Origin of the sequence: Rhizobium sp. PP-F2F-G48 (assembly GCF_004342335.1) — a bacterium.
GTDB lineage: Bacteria > Pseudomonadota > Alphaproteobacteria > Rhizobiales > Rhizobiaceae > Ferranicluibacter.
On the sequence record NZ_SLVH01000003.1, the window covers coordinates 450,972 to 469,724 of the forward strand.

Below are 18,753 nucleotides of genomic sequence, written 5' to 3' on the forward strand. Positions count from 1 at the left end.
CCTTCAGGCCGTTGCGGTGCCGCGGGTGACCGCGCGGCCGATGAATGCGATGAGACGATCGAGGAAGAAGCCGACGACGCCGACGTAGATGAGGGCGACGATGATGTCGCTGATGAGCGAGGAATTCCACGCATCCCAGATGAAGAAGCCGATGCCGACGCCACCGATGAGCATTTCAGCGGCAACGATGGCGAGCCAGGAAAGGCCGATGCCGATGCGCAGGCCGGTGAAGATGTAGGGGGCGGCGGCGGGCAGCATGATCTTGGCGAAGTATTCGAGCTGGTTGAGACGCAGCACCTTGGCGACGTTCTGGTAATCCTGCGGGATGTTGCGGATGCCGACGGCGGTGTTGATGATGATCGGCCAGACCGCGGTGATGAAGATCACGAAGATGGCCGAGGGATTGCCGTCGCGGAATGCGGCGAGCGACAGCGGCAGCCAGGCGAGCGGCGGCACGGTGCGCAGGATCTGGAAGATCGGGTCGAGACCCTTCATCGCCCACTGGCTCTGACCGACGAGCACGCCCATCGCGATGCCGACGACGGCCGCGATGGCATAGCCGACCGCGACACGCTGGAGGCTCGCCATGATGTGCCAGGCCATGCCCTGGTCGGTGCCCTGGCCGATGTAGAACGGGTTGACGATCAGGTCCCAGCTCTCGGCCATGACCCGTGTCGGCGACGGCAGGCTCGATGTCGGGGAGGAACAGATCAGCTCCCAGGCGGCGAGCAGCACGAGCAGCGTGACGAGCGGCGGCACGAGATCGCTTGCGATGGCGGACAGGCGGCGCATGAAGGGCGTGGGCGCCGGGCGCTTGACCGTGCCTGAGAAGGTGACGACCTGGGCGCTCGGCTTCGCCTTTGCAGGGGCCGTATTGAGATTGGTGACGGACATGCCGGTCTCCTGAAATTGAGGGTTGCGGCCGGAGCGCGAGGCGCCGGCCGATCGGGTCCGGTCAGGCGAAGCGCTTGATCGAGAGGCTCTGCAGGTAGGCTTCCGGGTTTGCCGGATCGAAGGTCTTGCCGTCGAAGAAGGTCTCGATGCCGCGCGACGTGGAGGCGGGCACGTCGGTGATGCCGAGATCCTTGGCGGCGGCGCGCCAGATATCTTCACGGTTGACCTTGGAGACCAGCGCCTTGATGTCCGTGCCGGCCGCATATTTGCCCCAGCGCATGTCTTCGGTCAGGAACCAGGTGTCGTGGCTCTGGTAGGGGTAGGAGGCGTGGTCGGCCCAGAATTTCATGAGGTGCGGGCTCTGAACGACGACCTTGCCGTTGCCGTAATCGTACTCGCCCTTGAGGCGGCCGACGATGTCCTTGGCCGGCACGTTGAACCAGGCGCGCTTGCCGATGATGGCGGCGAGTTCTTCCTTGTTGCCCATCTCGTCGCACCATTGCTGGGCTTCCATGATGGCCATGGTGAGCGCCTTTGCGGCGTTCGGATTGGCTTCCACCCAGTCGCTGCGCATCGCGAAGGATTTTTCGGGGTGCTTGTCCCAGATCTCGGCCGTGTTGACCGCGGTATAGCCGATGCCCTGGTTGACCAGCTGCGCATTCCACGGCTCGCCGACGCAGAAACAGTCCATGGTGCCGACCTTCATGTTGGCGACCATCTGCGGCGGGGGAACGACAATGGTTTCGACATCCGTGTCCGGATCGATGCCGCCGGCCGCAAGCCAGTAGCGGATCCAGAGATCATGTGTGCCGCCGGGGAAGGTCATCGCCACCTTGGCCGGCGCGCCGTCCGCCTTCTTCTTGGCGAAGGCTTCCTTCAGCACGCCGGAGTCGAGGCCGACCTTCAGGTCCGCATAGGCCGAGCCGACCGAAATCGCCTGGGCATCGAGATTGAGGCGGGCGAGGATCGACATGGGCAACGGCTGGTTGTTCTGGGTCACCTTGCCGGCCGAGATGAGGTACGGCATGGGGGTGAGGATATGCGCGCCGTCGATGCCGTTGCCGGCCGAGCCGAGCACCAGATTGTCGCGCGTCGTGCCCCAGGACGCCTGCTTGACGACATTGACCTCGGTCATGCCATGCTTGTCGAAGAAGCCCTTTTCCTTGGCGACGATCAGCGGCGAGCTGTCGGTCAGCGCGACGAAACCGAGGGTCGCCTTGGTGGTTTCCGGCCCTGCACCTTGCGCAAAAGCGCCGCCGGGGAAGGCAGATTTGACGGCCGTGAAAAGTGCTGCGGTCGCGGTGGCCTTCAGGATCGAACGGCGGTTGAGGGACTGGTTCAAAATGCGGGTCATCGGAGATATCCTCTGGTGAAGCGGGCGGAAGCTAGAAATTCGGGCACAAAAAAACGCCGCTCGGAAAATGCATCTCGAAGAGCCTGGAGCCCTGGAGCAAAAACCTTGCGACGTCGGTGTCATGGGTGAGCGCGTCTTGCGCTCTTTCGCTTCAATCGCCGTTGACTGAGCAATTTCTTAAAAGCAAACGGCGTGCCAGTTGGATTGAGGAGTCTCAAGAATTTGTTTTAATGAAATAAAATCTCGAATGCCTTAGAAACGATCAGCACTCAGAATGCTTATCTTCTAGCCACATGCCTGCAACGCAGCGTGAAGCGTGCATCGCAAAACGGCATGGCTGCCGTCAGGCATCGTCGTGGAGCGGACCTGAAACCTGCTCGTAACGAACGGGAAAGGCAGCGACATAATCCGGAATCGCCTGCGGATCGAAGGTGAAGCCATCCATGAAGCGATCGCCGTAAACCACGCCTTCCGTCCGGAGGTCGGCATCTTCGGGACCCGTGCCGAGTGCCGCGCGATAGAGGTCGGGCCGGTAGGCCGACAATGCTTTTTCGGCAGACGCCTGCGACCACTCGACCTGCCCCCAGCGGAGCATCTGGCTGTAGGTCCAGAGTGCATGGCTTGGCCGGGGGTAGTTCGCAAATCCGCCATGGAAGGTGAAATAGTCGGGGATGATGCGACGCTCGCCCGTGTCGTCGAGGCTGAACTCGCCGGCAAGAACCCGGCGGATGATATCGACCGGAGCGGCCAGATAATTCGGCTGCGCGAGAAGCGCTGCGAGGTCGTCGTGATTCTCGCTTCCGTCGCACCAGCGTGCGGCCGCATCCAGCGCGACGAGCAGGCGGGAGACGGTTTCCGGATGGCTTTCCGCCCAGTCCGGCCGCATGCCGACGACCTTTTCAGGCGCCGAGGGCCAGATGTCCTGCTTGGCAGCGACGATGCGCCCGACGCCGCGCTCCGACGCGACCATATTCCAGGGCGCACCGACGCAGAAGCCGTCGATGGCACCCGCGGCCAGCGCGTCCGAGGTCATGGGCGGGGGGACGACGACCAGCTTGACGTCCCGATCCGGATCGATGCCGCCGGCGGCCAGCCAATAGCGGAACTCGTAATTGTGGGATGAGAACGGATAGGTCACGCCGAACGTCGGTGGCGCTTCGCCGGCCTCGCGCATGTCGTCGAGGACGCGGCGGAGCACCCGGGCATTCGTCAACGCATCGCCGACCTCCGGGGCGCCCGCATCGCGCATGCGGGCAAAGAGACGGGTGGACAGCGTGATGGCATTGCCGCCGCGCCCGAGCGAAAACGGCGTGATCGTCGGGGACGGGTTCGAGCCGAGCCCCAGCATCGAGGCGACGGGCATCGGCGAGAGCATATGGGCGATGTCGAACTGGCGAAACGCCAGTCGGTCGCGCACATTGGCCCAGGACACGTCGCGCACGAGATCGAGCGCCAGCCCTTCACGGGCGGCAAAACCGCACTCGGCGGCCACGATCAGCACGGAAGCATCGACAAGCGGAATGAAGCCGGCCCTGAGAACACGGGCGCCCTCGCGCCTTGCGCCCTGCGCCGGTGCGTTGCGCGCGGGGGCCGGCGCCACAAGCGTTGAGGTCATCGGCATCTCCTCTGGTGGGCGACGTGGCGGCGCAGGCGCGCGTTCATGTCAGCAGTCCCGCCGCCGTCACGACGCTCTGCGCGATATCGGCGATCTTCTTCTTCTCGTTCATGGCGGTCTGCCGCAGAAGAGCGAACGCTTCCTCCTCGGAGAGACCACGCATCTTCATCATGATGCCCTTGGCACGCTCCACGACCTTGCGCTCCTCCAAGGCGGATTTGGCTTCCGCCAACTCCCGCTGCAGTCTGGAAAAGGCATTGAACCGGCTGACGGCCATGTCGAGGATCGGTTTCACCCGCTCCTTGCGCAGACCATCGACGATATAGGCGGAGACGCCGGCATCGACGGCCGCCTCGATCGAGGCCGTGTCCGACCGATCGACGAACATGGCGATGGGACGGCTGACGGTGCGGGTCAGCTGGAACAGATGCTCCATCATGTCCCGGTTCGGGTTTTCGAGGTCGATGATGATGACATCCGGCTTCAGCGTCTCGATGATGCGGGCAACGCCGTTGACCTCGTGGATGACGGTCACCTTCAGATGTCCGGCCTCCCGCAGCCCCTCCTCGATGATCGAGGAGCGGATGGCGTTTTCATCAATGACGAGGATCGTGAGATCGGCGTGGCGCATTCACCTATTCTTGTGCAGCGCAACAGAATGTGCAAGCACTGGAGCAGCAACATTTCAGGCCATCGGCGGCGGCCCCGTCTTCGCGCTTGCTCGCGACCGGGCAAAAATTGTAACGGTGTGTTCGAAACGGCCCGTATCGTATCCGCCGCACGACGTTTGCCTTCGGTGTTTGCCTCATGCGTGACAGCGGAAGATCGCCGTTGAAGGGCACGAGGCTGCAGGACGGCGCCCGCGAGGTGGGCGGTTTCGAGCGTGTTCTTCGTGCGTGTAATAGTGTCTCGCCTGCTGCGAGACGTGAAAGAAAGTCTGACATTCCATGACCGCATCCGACGGCCCTGCCCCGCAGGACACCGCAGGCACGAAGAAATTCCTCGTTCTGCTCATGGGATCCATCGGCGTCGTCTATGGCGACATCGGAACCAGTCCGCTTTATGCATTTCGCGAAGCGCTGCGCCCCTTCTCGCATGACGGCATCAGCCATAACGAGGTCATTGGCCTGATCTCGCTGATGGTGTGGACGCTGACGATCATCGTCACCTTCAAATATGTCCTCTTTCTCCTGCGCGCCGACAATGACGGCGAAGGCGGGACGCTGTCGCTTCTCGCCTTGCTGATGAAAAAGACCGGACGGTACATGCCCGTGCTGTTCTTCGCCGGCATCATCGGCGCCGCCCTGTTCATCGGGGACGCCATGATCACGCCGGCGCTGTCGGTCATGTCGGCCGTCGAAGGATTGAAGCTCGTGACGCCGGCTCTCGGCGGCTATGTCCTGCCAATCTCGGCCGCCATGATGGTCGGCCTCTTCGCCGTCCAGTCGCGCGGCACCGCGGCCGTCTCCAATTTCTTCGGCCCGATCACGGTTCTCTGGTTCCTGGCGATGGCCTGGGGCGGCCTCCTGCATATCGGCGACGATTACACGATCCTCGAAGCGCTGAACCCGGTCAACGCCGTCTGGTTCATCACCCATGCAGGGTTCGTCGGGCTCATCGTGCTCGGCGCCGTGTTCCTGACCGTGACCGGTGCCGAAGCGCTCTATGCCGATCTCGGCCATTTCGGGCGCAAACCGATCCAGGTCGCCTGGTTCATCCTCGTCTTCCCGTCGCTGGCGCTGAACTATCTCGGCCAAGGCGCCTTCGTGCTCGCGAACCCGGAAGCGGCGGAAAATCCGTTCTATCTGATGTATCCGGACTGGGCCCTGCTGCCGATCGTGCTTCTGGCGACAGCCGCCACCATCATCGCCAGCCAGGCCGTCATCACGGGCGCCTTCTCGCTCGCGCGTCAGGCGGTCCATCTCGGCTTCCTCCCGCGCCTGCAGATCACGTTCACCTCGGAGACCAATACCGGACAGATCTACGTGCCGGCCGTCAACACGCTCCTCTTCGTCGGCGTTCTCGTGCTCATCTTCACCTTCGGGGACTCGGAGTCGCTGGCGACCGCCTATGGCATCTCCGTGACGGGCGCCATGGTGGTGACGACGCTGATGGCGTTCCAGTTCCTGCGCTCGGTCTGGAAATGGAGTGCCGTTGCGGCCGGCGCCATCCTGCTGCCGCTGCTGCTTCTGGAAACAGTCTTCCTGGCGGCCAATCTTTTGAAGATCCACGATGGGGGATGGGTGCCGGTGCTGCTGGCGGCCACCATCATGGTCATCATGTGGACATGGCGAAAAGGCTCGATGATCCTGCGCGAAAAGACCGCGCGCAACGACATCCCGCTCGAAACCTTTATCCGCTCCATCGAGAAGAAGTCGGATCACGCCCCGGTCGCCGTGCCCGGCACCGCCGTGTTTCTGACCAGCGTGCCCGACAAGACGCCGGCCGTATTGCTGCACAACATCAAGCACAACCATGTCCTGCACGAGCAGAACGTCATCCTGACCGTGCGGACGTCCGACACGCCCTATGTGCCGCCTTCCGCGCGAATCGAACTGGTCCGAATTTCCGAGCGCTTCCTGCGCATCCAGATCACATTCGGATTCATGGACGACCAGAACGTGTCCAAGGCACTGGCGCTCTGCAAGAAGGCAGGCTTCAAATTCGAGATCATGCAGACCTCGTTCTACGTCGGTCGGCGCAACCTGATCAGCGATCCGAATTCGGGACTGCCCCGTTGGCAGGACCGCCTCTACATCGCGCTTGCCGGCATCGGCATCGATCCCTCGGACTATTTCCGCCTGCCAGCCAACCGTGTCGTGGAGCTCGGCGAACAGGTGACGATCTGATTGCAAAGATTATCACCGGGGTTTGCGCTCTTAAGGAAAGAACTGCCGAGCCCTTCAAACGCCTTACCGGTGTATGCAAGACCATCGCTGATCGTATTTCGATCGATCGTCGTTGGTTTTCGGATCGAAAATCCGTAACTGCACGACTTTCCGCTAGGAGTTTCTTCGAAGGAAGGGCCCCATCGAGGTGCGTCTCGAAGACTTCAAAACCGCGATCTTTCGCTATGCAGGTCACCGGCCCCGAATACATTCAGGCTCCGTTCATGAGAGAACTGTAGCCTTTCGCGCATGACGACCGAAGCGGGAGACGACGCGCTTTAGGCGACGAAACCTGATCCCGCCATGTGGATATCGTTTCGCCTCGTGCGAAAAACTGAACGCTCAACCATTTATATATTCCTCCATTATGGTTTAGCTCCGTCTTTCATATTCGTCATTGTAGCGTTCCGTTTCTTGACCACAGATTGCGGATCGCGAGAAGTTCCGATTGATTTTTCGGACCTCAAATGCAATCAGCAGATCACATTGCAGACATTCCAGAGCGTGCGATAAAAGATGACAGCAGAGATAATTGGGCGCGCTTGCGTCGCTCCGGGAGCTGACTCGCCTCAAGCGCTGTTCCGGCTCCTGCGCCAAGGCAAAAGTGCGGTAACGCGGATCCCTTCGGATCGGTGGGATCTTGCGCGCTTCTGGCACCCGGAAATGGGCAACCCGGGCAAGACCTATTCGTTCGCGGCCGGCGTCATCGACGACATCTACGATTTCGATCCCGCGGCCTTCGGCATGTCGCAGCGCGAAGCCATGTATATGGATCCGCAGCAGCGCGTCCTTCTGCAGCTGGCCTGGCGCGCGATCGAGGATGCCAATATCTCTTTGACCTCGCTCCAGGGCGAGAATGTCGGCGTCTATGTCGGCGCATCGAGCCTCGACCATGCCAATCTGACGGTCGAAGACCCCGCGGCGGCCGGCCCCTACTTCATGACCGGCAACACGCTTTCCGTCATCTCCAACCGGATCTCCCATATCTTCGGGCTCAGCGGCCCGTCGATGACCATCGACACGGCCTGTTCGTCCTCGATCGTCGCTCTCGATCAGGCCATGCGGGCTCTGAACGCCGGCGAGATCGACACCGCGATCGTCGGCGGTATCAACATCCTGGCCCACCCCCTTCCCTTCGTCGGTTTTGCGCAGGCGCGCATGCTGTCTCCCGAAGGCCTTTGCCGCGCCTATGACAATGACGGCGCCGGCTATGTGCGCGCCGAAGGCGGCGTCGTGTTCGTCCTGCGGCGTTCCGACCGCGCCCGCCAGGAAAAGGATCGCAGCTACGCACGCATCGTCGCGACGGGCACGAACTCGGCCGGCCGCACCAACGGCATCTCGCTGCCATCGCGCGAGTCCCAGGCGGCCTTGCTGCGGTCGATCTACGAAGGCAACAATATCGACGCCAACCAGGTGGCCTTCGTCGAAGGCCATGGAACCGGCACCAAAGTCGGCGATCCGGCGGAAGTCTGGTCGATCGGCACCGTCATCGGCACCAATCGTCGCGCGCCCGTGCCGATCGGCTCCATCAAGTCGAATATCGGGCACACCGAGCCGGCTTCCGGCCTCTTCGGCATGCTCAAGGCCGTCATGGCGCTTGAGAACAATTATCTCCCCGCCTCGCTGCATTTCGATACGCCGAACGAGAACATCGATTTCGATGGGCTGAACGTTCGCGTCACGGCCAATCCGATCGAGCTTCTGCGCGGCAAGCGTGCGCGCCTGGCCGGCATCAACTCCTTCGGCTTTGGCGGCGCCAATGCCCATGTCGTGATTTCGGATCCCGAACCCGTGACCGAGGACCGCCAGCGCAATACGGCCGCCGGTCATATGTTCATCGCCAGCGCGCACACGGCCAGCAGCCTCGAAGACCTTCTGCGCGCCTACAAGTCCTCGTTCGCCAAGGCCTCCCGCGAGGAAGCGCGCGCGATCATCGCCGCGTCCGGCGCCAACCGCACGCCCATGCGTCACCGGTTTGCGGCGCGCAGCGAGAACCCCGAAGACATCATCCGGGCGATCTCGAGCCATATCGAAAAGCCGGCCTCCGACCTCGGAGAGACCGGCGAGGCCGCGACCCGGGACGCGAAGGTCGCCTTCGTCTTTTCCGGCAACGGCTCGCAATGGGCCGGCATGGGTGCGGATGCGTTTCGCGAAAACCTGCATTTCCGCCAGTGCTTCACGTCGATCAGCGCCCTGTTCCGGTTCCATGCGGACCTCGACCTCGCCGCCCTGCTGACGGATCCGAACCTCGCGGAGAAGCTTGCCGACACCAAGATCGCCCAGCCGATGCTGTTTGCGGTTCAGGCAGCTCTGTCCGATTCTCTGGTCGCCATGGGCATCACTCCGACGGCCGTCTTCGGACACTCCGTTGGCGAGATCGCAGCAGCTTATGCGGCCGGCGCCTTGTCGCTGGTCGATGCGGTGGCCATCGTCGCCAAACGGTCGCTGCACCAAGACCTTCTGGCCGGCAAGGGCATCATGGCGGCGGTCATGCTGGGCGAAGAGGCCGCACGGACGTTCGCCGAGAAGCACGGGATTGCCAATGTCTGCGTTGCCGCCGTCAATGCGCGCAATTCGGTGACCATCTCCGGTCCGGCAGCCGAGGTGACCGCATTCCGCGATGCCGCGCGCAAGGCGAAGATCCCCGTCCAGATCCTCGACATCAACTACCCGTTCCACCACCCAATCATCGATCAGGCGAAGACGGCCTTCATGGGCGATATTCCGGACCTGTCGCCGCGGACCACCGACATCGCCTATCTCTCCACCGTCACCGGCGAGCGCCTCGACGGGGCGCAGCTGGATGTCGACTATTGGTGGAAGAACGTGCGCGAGCCGGTTCGCTTCCAGGCCGCGACCGAAGCCGCCATTGAACTCGGCTGCACGCTGTTTATCGAGGTCTCGCCCCGGCCGATCCTGTCGTCCTACCTCAAGGAAACGATCAAGGCGGCCACCGCGCCGGGCGTGGTCGTTCCCACCCTGCTCAAGGACCCGTCTGCCAAGGGCATCGATCCGGTCTCGCGTTCCATGGCGCGGGCGATCGCGCATGGAGCCGCCTTCAATTCGGCCCGGCTCTTCGGCAAGCGCAACGCCTCGGTCCGCCTGCCCATCCTGCCGTTCGAGCCGACCGAGCTTCGTCCAACCGTGACCAGCGACAGTGCCGACCTTTTCGGCCGCGGCTCGCGCGTACCCTATACGCTCGCCGGCTGGCGCGCCGATCTCAACGGCAGCAGCTGGAAGAACCATATCGACGGGCATCTCTTCCCGGACCTCGCCGAGCATATCGTCGATGGCAAGCCGATCCTGCCCGGCAGCGGATTCATCGAGATCGCGATCTCTGCCGCGCAACAGTTCTACGGCACCAGCGAGGTCGAGATTACCAATCTCGAAATCGTGCGGCCGCTCGAACTGGGCGACAGCAGGATCATGGAGCTGTCGACCATTCTCTCCCCGGAGACCGGCGACATCGAAATCCGCTCGCGTGAGCGCCTGACCGAAGACGACTGGGCCGTGCACGCCGTGGCCCGCTGCCGCAAGCCCATCGCGCGCAACGACCATATCCGGCCGGACTTCAAGGGGCTCGAACAGACGGAAACCGTTCTCTCCGCGAAAGCCTACGAGACGGCCCGACAGTTCGGCCTCGATTATGGTCCGCGGTTCCAGCTGATGTCGAAGGCCGTTGCCTTCGGCGACAAGTTCATCGACGTCACGTTGAAAACGCCGGCCGAAGCCGGGCATCCCTTCGTCTCCTACAGCCTCAACCCGATTTCGGTCGATGCGACCTTCCACGGCATGGTGGCGCTGTTCGGCCGGTTTACCGGCGAGGCTGGCGGCGCACCCTACATTCCCGTCCGCTTCGGCTCCGTCCGGCTGGCGGCCTCCGGTCAGGTCATCACCCGGGCGATCGCAGAGGTGGAGCGGGTCAGCGCCAATTCGATCAAGGCCAAGTTCCGTTTCTACGGAGACGACGGCAAGCTCGTCGCCGCCTTCGACGACTGCCGCTTCCGCCGCACCTATCTGCGCCAGCACAAGACGCTGGACATGCTGTCCTATCATTATGAATCCGTTCCCTCCGATGCACTTGCGGACCTGCGGCCTGCGGCGTCGAACGCACTGCCGACCGTGCTTCTGCCGGCCGATCGCGGCGACGGGATCGACAACACGACGCTGCTCTTCAACGCCGCGATCTATCGGGCCTGCCATGAAATCGCGCTGAAACTCGCGCGCGGCGGCAATCAGGTCGATATGCGTCTGGTTCCCGGCGATGTCGGGTTCCGCTGCTTCCTCAGCAACTGCCTCGTCGTTCTCGAGGATGCAGGCCTTGCCGAGCACACCGACAATCGCTGGACCGTCAATGCGGAATTCGCGCTGCCTCCGGTCAGCGAGATCCTCAAGGAGATCTACGCCGAGAATGCCGCCCGCGCCGTCGAGGCCGTGCTGATCAACAACGCCTATACCGAGGCACTCGACCGCCTTTCGGCGCTCTATGCCGCGGAACTGTCCGGCAAGATCGGTGACGACGCCCCGGTTCGGAGCCCGGGCCTCATCAGCGAAGCGACGCTCGATCACCAGGCCGTGCATTCGCTCGCCACCCGGCAGCGGACCGAGATGGTCTATGAGGCGCTGGAGCAGGCCCTTTCGTCGGGCGGAACCGGCCTCCGCATCGTCGAACTCGGCACGGTATCGGCGAGCTTCACACGGCGCCTCGCTACCCTTGCGGTCCGCCATGGCGCCAGCCTTGCCGTCATCGAGCCGCGCGACAACGCGCAGCGCAACCTCGAAATCGCCTTCGAGGAAGATGCCCGCGTCTCCGTCCTGAAGAAGGACGCCTTCAAGTCGGTCACGACAATCGATATCGTCGTCAGCGCGTCCGACATGCTGTTTGCCCTCGTGGACGAAGATCCCGCCGTCCGCGGCATTCTCGGCCATGCTTTGCGCCCGGGTGGCGCCTTCATCGCCGCGACGACGGCACCGACCGTCTTCAGCGATTTCGCCTATGGTCTGACGGATGGCTGGTTTGCCCGCAGCCAGTCCCCGGAATTCCCCGTCGGACGGTTTGCAACCGCGTCGCAGTGGGAAAAGTGTCTTGCCGATCTTCGGCTGGCCGATATCGTGGTGGAAGACCGCGAAGGCGCGTTCGGCGCTCTGGTCGCTCTGGAAGCAAGAGCCGCCCGGTCCGCGGCCGACGCACCGCTCCAGGACAATGCAGCGCTCGTGTCGCATCACCCGATCCTCGTGCTCCAGGCATCCGCGTCGGCGTCCGTCCTGCCATCGTCCATCGGCGAATGCCCGGTCGTCGGCCTGACGCTGACGGGCGCGCCTTCCGACAAGGCAGAACTCCTCAAGGCTTTCACGTCCTTTCAGAACCGCGCCATTCGCGCCGTCTGCCTGTCCCCGGCCGCGTCTGACGACCGGCTCGACGATTCCGACACCCTCCAGACCATCGTCCTCGCGCTCAGCGCCTTCGGCGAAGCGGTGCGGGAGCATCATGCGGATCGCGAGCCTTCGGGTGACGAGCGCCCGCGGCTGGCACTGGTCGCCCCGGGCGGTTCACCGGTTTCCGCCACCTCGGCGCTCAACAGCGGCGTGTGGACCTTCTGCCGCGTCCTGCAGAACGAATACGACCTGATCGATCTGCAGGCGATCGATGCTCCGGCATCGACCGCGTCCGAGGTGGAAAGCGCTCTGAGCCTCGCCGCCACGCTGATCGATCGCGGATTTGACAATCGCGAGTGGGCGGTGATCGACGGTCTCGCCCAGGAAATCCGGGCCGTGCCCGGTCCGGTCGAGGGCACGCTCCGCCAGACGCAGTCTTTCGAGGCGGCCACCATCCGCCAGCGGGTCGCCTCGCAGGTCGGCAGCATCGCCTGGGAAGCAACCAGCCTGCCGAAGCCGGGCCCGACGGACGTCGTCGTCGAAGTCGCCGCCACCGGCCTCAATTTCCGTGACGTGATGTGGGCCATGGGCCTCCTTCCCGAGGAAGCGCTGGAAGACGGCTTTGCCGGCGCCACGATCGGCATGGAACTCTCGGGCCACGTGGTCGCCCTCGGCAGCGAGATCACCGATCTGTCGATCGGCGATCCTGTCATGGCCATGGCCTCGGCCGCTTTCTCCACGCATGCCGTCGTGGCCCGTGCCGGCATCGCCAGACTGCCGGAAACGGTGAGCCCGGTTGCCGCCGCAACGGTCCCCGTCGCATTCCTGACGGCCTATTACGCGATGATCGAACTTGGCCGCATCCGGGCCGGTGAAACCATCCTCATCCACGGCGCGGCCGGCGGCGTCGGCCTTGCCGCATTGCAGGTGGCAAAATATGCCGGTGCCAAGGTGATCGCCACCGCGGGCACCCGCGAGAAGCGTCACTTCCTGACGATGCTCGGTGCAGACCACGTCTTCGACTCGCGCACCCTGTCCTTCGTCGAGGATATCCGCGCGGTGACGAACGGCGAGGGCGTCGATCTCGTGCTGAACTCGCTCTTTGCCGAGGCAATGGAGCAGAGCCTGTCGCTGGTGAAGCCGTTCGGCCGGTTCCTCGAACTCGGCAAGCGCGACTATTTCGCCGACAGCAAGATCGGACTTCGTCCGTTCCGCCGGAACATCAGCTATTTCGGAATCGATGCCGACCAGCTGCTCGTCAACCAGCCGGACCTCACCAAGCGGATCTTCACGGAAGTCGGTCAATTGTTCGAAGAGGGCAAGTTCGTGCCCCTTCCCTACCGCGCCTTTGCCCATGACGAGATCGGCAACGCCTTCCGGCTGATGCAGAATGCCGGGCATATCGGGAAGATCATCGTGTTGCCGCCGGTTTCCGGTCGCCACTCCGTCTCGGCCGCCGCGCCCGCGCGCATGACGATCTCCGAAGACGGCGTGCATCTCGTGGTCGGCGGCATCGGCGGCTTCGGCCTTGCCGCTGCCAACTGGCTGGTCGACAAGGGTGCGCGCAGACTGGCGCTTGTCACCCGTCGCGGTATCGCCGGCGAAGACACGCTGAGCGCGATCAAGCGCTGGGACGCCAAAGGGGTCGTGACCAGCCTGCATGCCTGCGACGTGACTGATGCGAAGGCAACGGCCGCAATGCTCGCAACGCTTCGGGCCGACGGCCCGTTGAAGGGCGTCGTGCATGCCGCGATGGTGCTGGACGACGCGCTGATCGCCAATCTCGACCGCGCCCGCAACCGCCCCGTCATCGACACGAAGGCGAAGGGTGCCGCCGTGCTCGACAGCCTGATCCGGAGCGACGATCTCGACCTCTTCCTGTTGTTCTCGTCGGCGACGACGCTGGTCGGCAACCCCGGACAGGGCAACTACGTCGCGGCCAACGGCTATCTGGAAGGGCTCGCACGGGCACGCCGGGCAGCGGGTCTGAAAGGGCTTGCGATCGGCTTCGGCGCCATCGCCGACACCGGCTATCTCGCCGAAAACACCGATGTCAACGACATCCTGTCGAAGCGCATCGGCAAGACGGCGCTGAAGGCGCAGGCCGCGCTCGACCAGGTGGAAGCCTATATCGCGGCCGACCCCGGCACGGTGAATGCGGCGACCGCGATGATTGCGGAATTCGACTGGTCCGCCGCGCGCAACCTTCCTGTCGTTCGGCAGCCGCTGTTCGAGGTCGTGATGCGCACGGCCGACCAGCATACCGGCAGCAGCGATGGCAGCATGCTCGATCTCGTCGCCATGATCGAGGGCAAATCGCCGCAGGAGGGCGAAGACCTGCTTTATGAGCTTGTCGCCAGTGAAATCGCCGCAATTCTGCGGGTTTCCAAGGATACGATTTCGCGAAGCAAGGTCTTGAAGGAAATCGGTCTGGACAGTCTGATGGCGGTCGAACTCGGCATCAGCTTCCAGCAGAACACGGGCTTCGACATGCCGCTCTCCGGTGTCGCCGACAATACGACCGTCGGCGACGTTGCGCACAAGCTGTACGAAAAGGTCAGCAAGCGCGATCAGGGAAGCAGCGAGGACGAACCGCCGACCGAAGACAAGATCCTGGCCGAACTGACACAGCGCCATAAGGCAACGTCTCCGGAAAAGGTTGCAAGCCAATGAGTGACGACCGGCAGCCCGCCGCGACGAAAATGAACAGCAGCATCCGGGAGAATCTGCTCGACCGGATGCGCAACACGCATCAATCGTCCGAACGCAACCGGATGGCGCGGTCGGAACGCGATGTGCCGACGCCGGTTCGCCGGACGCAGATGCGGTTCGAGGATCTGCCGGAATACAAGCAGGTCCAGACGCAGGAGGCCGCAAGCGCCCAGCTCGGCATCGAAAATCCGTTCTACCGCGCGCATGCGACGGCCGCCGGCGCCACGACCATCATCAACGGTCGCGAGCTGATCAATTTCGCATCCTACGACTATCTCGGCCTCAACCGGCATCCGCATGTCCTCGAAAAGGCCGCGGACGCCATCGGCACCTATGGCATCTCGGCGTCCGCGAGCCGCCTCGTGGCCGGCGAGCGTCCGGTTCATGGGGAGCTGGAAGAGCGGATCGCCCATTTCTACGGTGTGGAAGCTGCCGTCTGTTTCGTCAGCGGCTACCTGACCAACGTCGCGGCGATCAGCTGCCTGCTCGGCCCGAAGGATCTCGTCGTCCACGACGAGTTCATCCACAACAGCGCCCTTGCCGGCATCAAGCTTTCGGGCGCCACGCGTCGGCTGTTCAAGCACAATGACGCGCACGACCTCGAAACGGTTCTGCGGACCGTCTCCGGCGACTATCGGCGCATCCTCGTGATCGTCGAAGGCATCTATTCGATGGATGGCGACGTGGCGAACCTGCCCGCGATCCTCAAGCTCAAGGCCGAATACGGGTTCTGGCTGATGGTGGACGAGGCCCATTCCCTCGGCATCCTCGGGCGCCGGGGTCGCGGCACGTTCGAGCATTACGGCGTCGATCCGAAGGAGGTCGACATTTGGATGGGCACGCTGTCGAAGACGACGGCGAGCTGTGGCGGCTATATCGCCGGCAATGCGGCCCTCGCATCCGTGCTGAAGGCGACTGCCGGCGGGTTCGTCTATAGCGTCGGTCTTGCGCCGGCGCTGACGGCGGCCGCGCTTGGCAGCCTCGATATACTGGAAGCGGAACCCGAGCGCGCCGCTGCCCTTCGCCACAATGGTACGCTGTTCCTGAAGCTTGCACAGGAGGCCGGGCTCGACACCGGGCTCAGCGCCGGCTTCTCCGTCGTGCCGGTTCTCGTCGGCGACAGCCTGCGCGCGGTGCAACTGTCGAACGACCTTCTGGCCGCCGGCGTCAATGCGCTGCCGATCATCCATCCAGCCGTGCCCGAGGGCCTTGCCCGCCTGCGCTTCTTCATCACCAGCGAGCATACGGAAGAGCAGATCCGCAAGACGGTGACGCTGACGGCCGCAAAGCTCAAGGATCTGACCGACCGGAACTTCGGGCTGGCCTCCATCGATCTTCAGCAGATGATGAAAATGCTGGCGGCCCGGTGACACCGGCGCAACGGTCTTTCGTCCGGCGCATAGCGACGTGGCGCGCCGCGTCATGACGCATGTCGTGATCACCGGCGGATCAAGCGGCATCGGCCTCGAGGTGGCGCGCATCTATGTCGGCCGCGGCCATCGCGTCTCGCTGATCGCGCGGGGTCTGGCGGCTCTCGACGCGGCGAAGGTCTCTCTGGAAACCGAAGGTGGAGGCCAGGTGCAGGTCGCCGCGGCCGATGTCGCGGATGCGGACGCCGTTCAGGCGGCGATCCGAGCTTGCGAGACGGTATTCGGCCTCTGCGATATCCTGATCTGCTCGGCTGGCATCGTCGCGCCCGCCCGGTTCGAAGACCAGACGGCAGCGGACGCGGACCGGCAGGTGGCCGTCAATCTCTCGGGCTCCATGCATTCCGTCCGCGCGGTCTATGCGTCCATGCTCGCGCGTCGCCAGGGGCGCATCATGCTGGTCTCCTCCGGTGCCGGCCTGATGGGCATTCCCGGTTATGCCGCTTACTGCGCCTCGAAATTCGCGCTTCGCGGCTTTGCCGAGGCCTTGCGCTCGGAAGCAAAGCCGAGAGGAATCGTCGTCTCCATCTGCTTTCCGCCCGACACACAGACACCGCAACTGGAACGCGAACGCGCGGCACGCCCGGCAGAAGCCGAGGTGATCATGGGACAGGTCAAGCCCTGGAAGGCGGAAGCCGTGGCGCGCCAGATGGTCCGGGCGCTCGACCAGGGACGTTTCGAGGTCTATTTCGGCCTCACGCTTCTTGCCCTCGGCAGGCTCGCGCCGCTCGTCCGGCCGCTCGTCGATCGGTACTTCGATCGCCTTATTCGGGGTGTACAGAGGTAACGTCGACGTGACACAGCTTGTCACCTCACGGGAATGTCACTAGAACTCGGACGCGACGTGACGGCGCTCACGCCGCGGATTCAAAGGGTTTCGTTTGCCGTCGACATCACTCCAGCTTCACGACTACCCGCTCTCGTTGATCCTCGTCTGCTTCGCGCTCTCGTTCTTCGTCGCGTGGTTCACCGACAGGTTCGCGTTGCCGGCGCGCGAGCGTCGCCGCAACATGCCCAAGGGCCGGACGCTGTGGCATAGCCTGCGCGACGGTTTGGCCCGTCTGCCCGTCGTCGCCATCATCTATGCCTTCTTCTTCGCGATCTCCTGGCGCCCGCTGTATGGTGCTGCCGGTTGCATGAGCTTCTTCATCATCTTCACCGCGATCTCGCGCGCCAAGTTCCGCTTCATCCGCGAGCCGCTGGTGTTTTCCGACATCGCGCTCGTCGCCGACGTCTTCAAATACAAATCGATCTTCTACGCGAACTCGCTGAACATCGTCTTCTGGATCGTCGCCTTCGGCTATGTCTTCGGCGTGACCGGCCTTTATATGTATTTCGAGCCGGACGTGCTGCCGGACCATGCCGAAGCGTTCTACATCGTGCTGATGGTCTTTGCGGCCGCCTTCCCCTGGATCTCGCTCTTCTGGGGGCCGGTCAACGCGCCGACCGCGGATCTCGTGCAGAGGCTCGTCGGCAAACCGAATGCGAAGATCAGCACGGTCCGGTTCGGCACCTTCTCATCGGTCGTCTTTCATTTCATCATCTGGCTCGGTGTCCGGCGGGAGAAGATCGTCAGCGAGCTTTCCGGCGCCTTCTTTGCCGCGGTCAACGATCTCATCGGACACAATGCCGAAAACAAGGCCCCGCTGGTGGTCGTCTGGCAGTCCGAGTCCTTCCTCGACATGCGACATTACGGCGTCAACGCCGTCCGCCTCCCCAATATCGACCGCCTGCAGAAGCTCTCCACGCAGTGGGGCCGCATAGCGACCGTGTTTGAAGGCGGGTACACGTTGCGCACCGAGTTCGCGGTCCTCAGCGGGCTGCAGCCCGACGATATCCATGTCGATGCGAGCTATCCATACCTCCGTGCGCGGCACTATACGGATGTGGTGTGGCCGACGAAGCTGAAGAAGGCGGGCTGGCGCACGCATTTCATCCATCCCTACGACCGGACGTTCTTTCTGCGCCACAAGGCGATGCCGTTGCTCGGCTTCGAAGAGATGACGATGCTGGACGCGTTCGATCACGATCCTGCGCGGGACGGGCCCTACGTCTCCGATGCCGCGCTGACGCGCAAGGTGATCGAGGCGGTGGATCGGCAGAAGGACGACAAGGGCAGCTTCATCTTCGTCGCGTCGATGGCCAATCACGGCCCGTGGGAACCGGGGCGGGTTCCCGGCCACATCGATCCCGTCAGCATCTATCTCGAGATCCTGCAACAATCGGACAAAGCGCTCGGCCAGCTGATCGACCATCTGAACAAGCTCGACCGGCCGGTCTGGCTCGTCTTCTACGGCGACCATGCGCCCCTGTTGAAGTCCTTTGCCGATCCCTTCCCCGACCCGAGAACCGACTATTTCATTACGCCGCTGGGTGCCGCCCGCACCCCGCAGCAGGCGCCGGTGTTTCCGCGCAACGAAGAGCCCTGGAATCTGCTGAAGGCCATGCTGAAGCATGCGAACCTTCACAAGGACGAGTTGAAATAGA

The 18,753-nt window shown here is 63.5% G+C and carries 9 protein-coding genes; 5 read left to right on the forward strand and 4 right to left on the reverse strand.

What is annotated here, in order from left to right:
* Positions 1-3 precede the first annotated feature (3 nt).
* The 4 genes from ntrB to C8J36_RS10090 form a co-directional block, all read right to left on the reverse strand.
* The gene (gene ntrB, locus C8J36_RS10075; RefSeq protein WP_062595135.1) at positions 4-894 is read right to left on the reverse strand and encodes a nitrate ABC transporter permease; all 891 of its coding nucleotides are present in this window, start codon (positions 892-894) and stop codon (positions 4-6) included.
* 61 nt (positions 895-955) lie between these two features.
* Complete coding sequence (locus C8J36_RS10080) at positions 956-2,248, reverse strand: CmpA/NrtA family ABC transporter substrate-binding protein (protein ID WP_132534484.1); 1,293 nt, start codon at positions 2,246-2,248, stop codon at positions 956-958.
* Positions 2,249-2,591: 343 nt separating this feature from the next.
* Complete coding sequence (locus C8J36_RS10085) at positions 2,592-3,863, reverse strand: CmpA/NrtA family ABC transporter substrate-binding protein (protein WP_132534486.1); 1,272 nt, start codon at positions 3,861-3,863, stop codon at positions 2,592-2,594.
* Positions 3,864-3,906: 43 nt separating this feature from the next.
* Entirely contained in the window at positions 3,907-4,494 is a 588-nt protein-coding gene (locus C8J36_RS10090; RefSeq protein ID WP_062595138.1) for an ANTAR domain-containing response regulator, read from the reverse strand.
* A 316-nt stretch (positions 4,495-4,810) separates the two neighbouring features.
* On the opposite strand from C8J36_RS10090, the gene C8J36_RS10095 reads away from it, so the two are divergent.
* The 5 genes from C8J36_RS10095 to C8J36_RS10115 all read left to right on the forward strand — a co-directional run bounded on the left by C8J36_RS10095 (position 4,811) and on the right by C8J36_RS10115 (position 18,752).
* Positions 4,811-6,712 carry a potassium transporter Kup gene (locus C8J36_RS10095; RefSeq protein WP_062595139.1) on the forward strand — a complete coding sequence of 634 codons (1,902 nt, stop codon included), beginning with the start codon at positions 4,811-4,813 and terminating at the stop codon, positions 6,710-6,712.
* A 555-nt stretch (positions 6,713-7,267) separates the two neighbouring features.
* Positions 7,268-14,800, forward strand: coding sequence for a type I polyketide synthase (locus tag C8J36_RS10100; protein WP_132534488.1), 7,533 nt, complete (start codon positions 7,268-7,270; stop codon positions 14,798-14,800).
* Positions 14,797-16,209: an aminotransferase class I/II-fold pyridoxal phosphate-dependent enzyme gene (locus tag C8J36_RS10105; RefSeq protein ID WP_062595141.1), complete on the forward strand. Its 1,413-nt coding sequence runs from the start codon at positions 14,797-14,799 to the stop codon at positions 16,207-16,209. Before C8J36_RS10100 ends, C8J36_RS10105 begins: the two co-directional genes overlap by 4 nt.
* Positions 16,210-16,261: 52 nt before the next feature.
* Complete coding sequence (locus tag C8J36_RS10110) at positions 16,262-17,053, forward strand: SDR family oxidoreductase (RefSeq protein WP_132534958.1); 792 nt, start codon at positions 16,262-16,264, stop codon at positions 17,051-17,053.
* A gap of 94 nt (positions 17,054-17,147) precedes the next feature.
* Positions 17,148-18,752 carry an LTA synthase family protein gene (locus tag C8J36_RS10115; RefSeq protein WP_062595143.1) on the forward strand — a complete coding sequence of 535 codons (1,605 nt, stop codon included), beginning with the start codon at positions 17,148-17,150 and terminating at the stop codon, positions 18,750-18,752.
* Position 18,753: the final 1 nt, after the last annotated feature.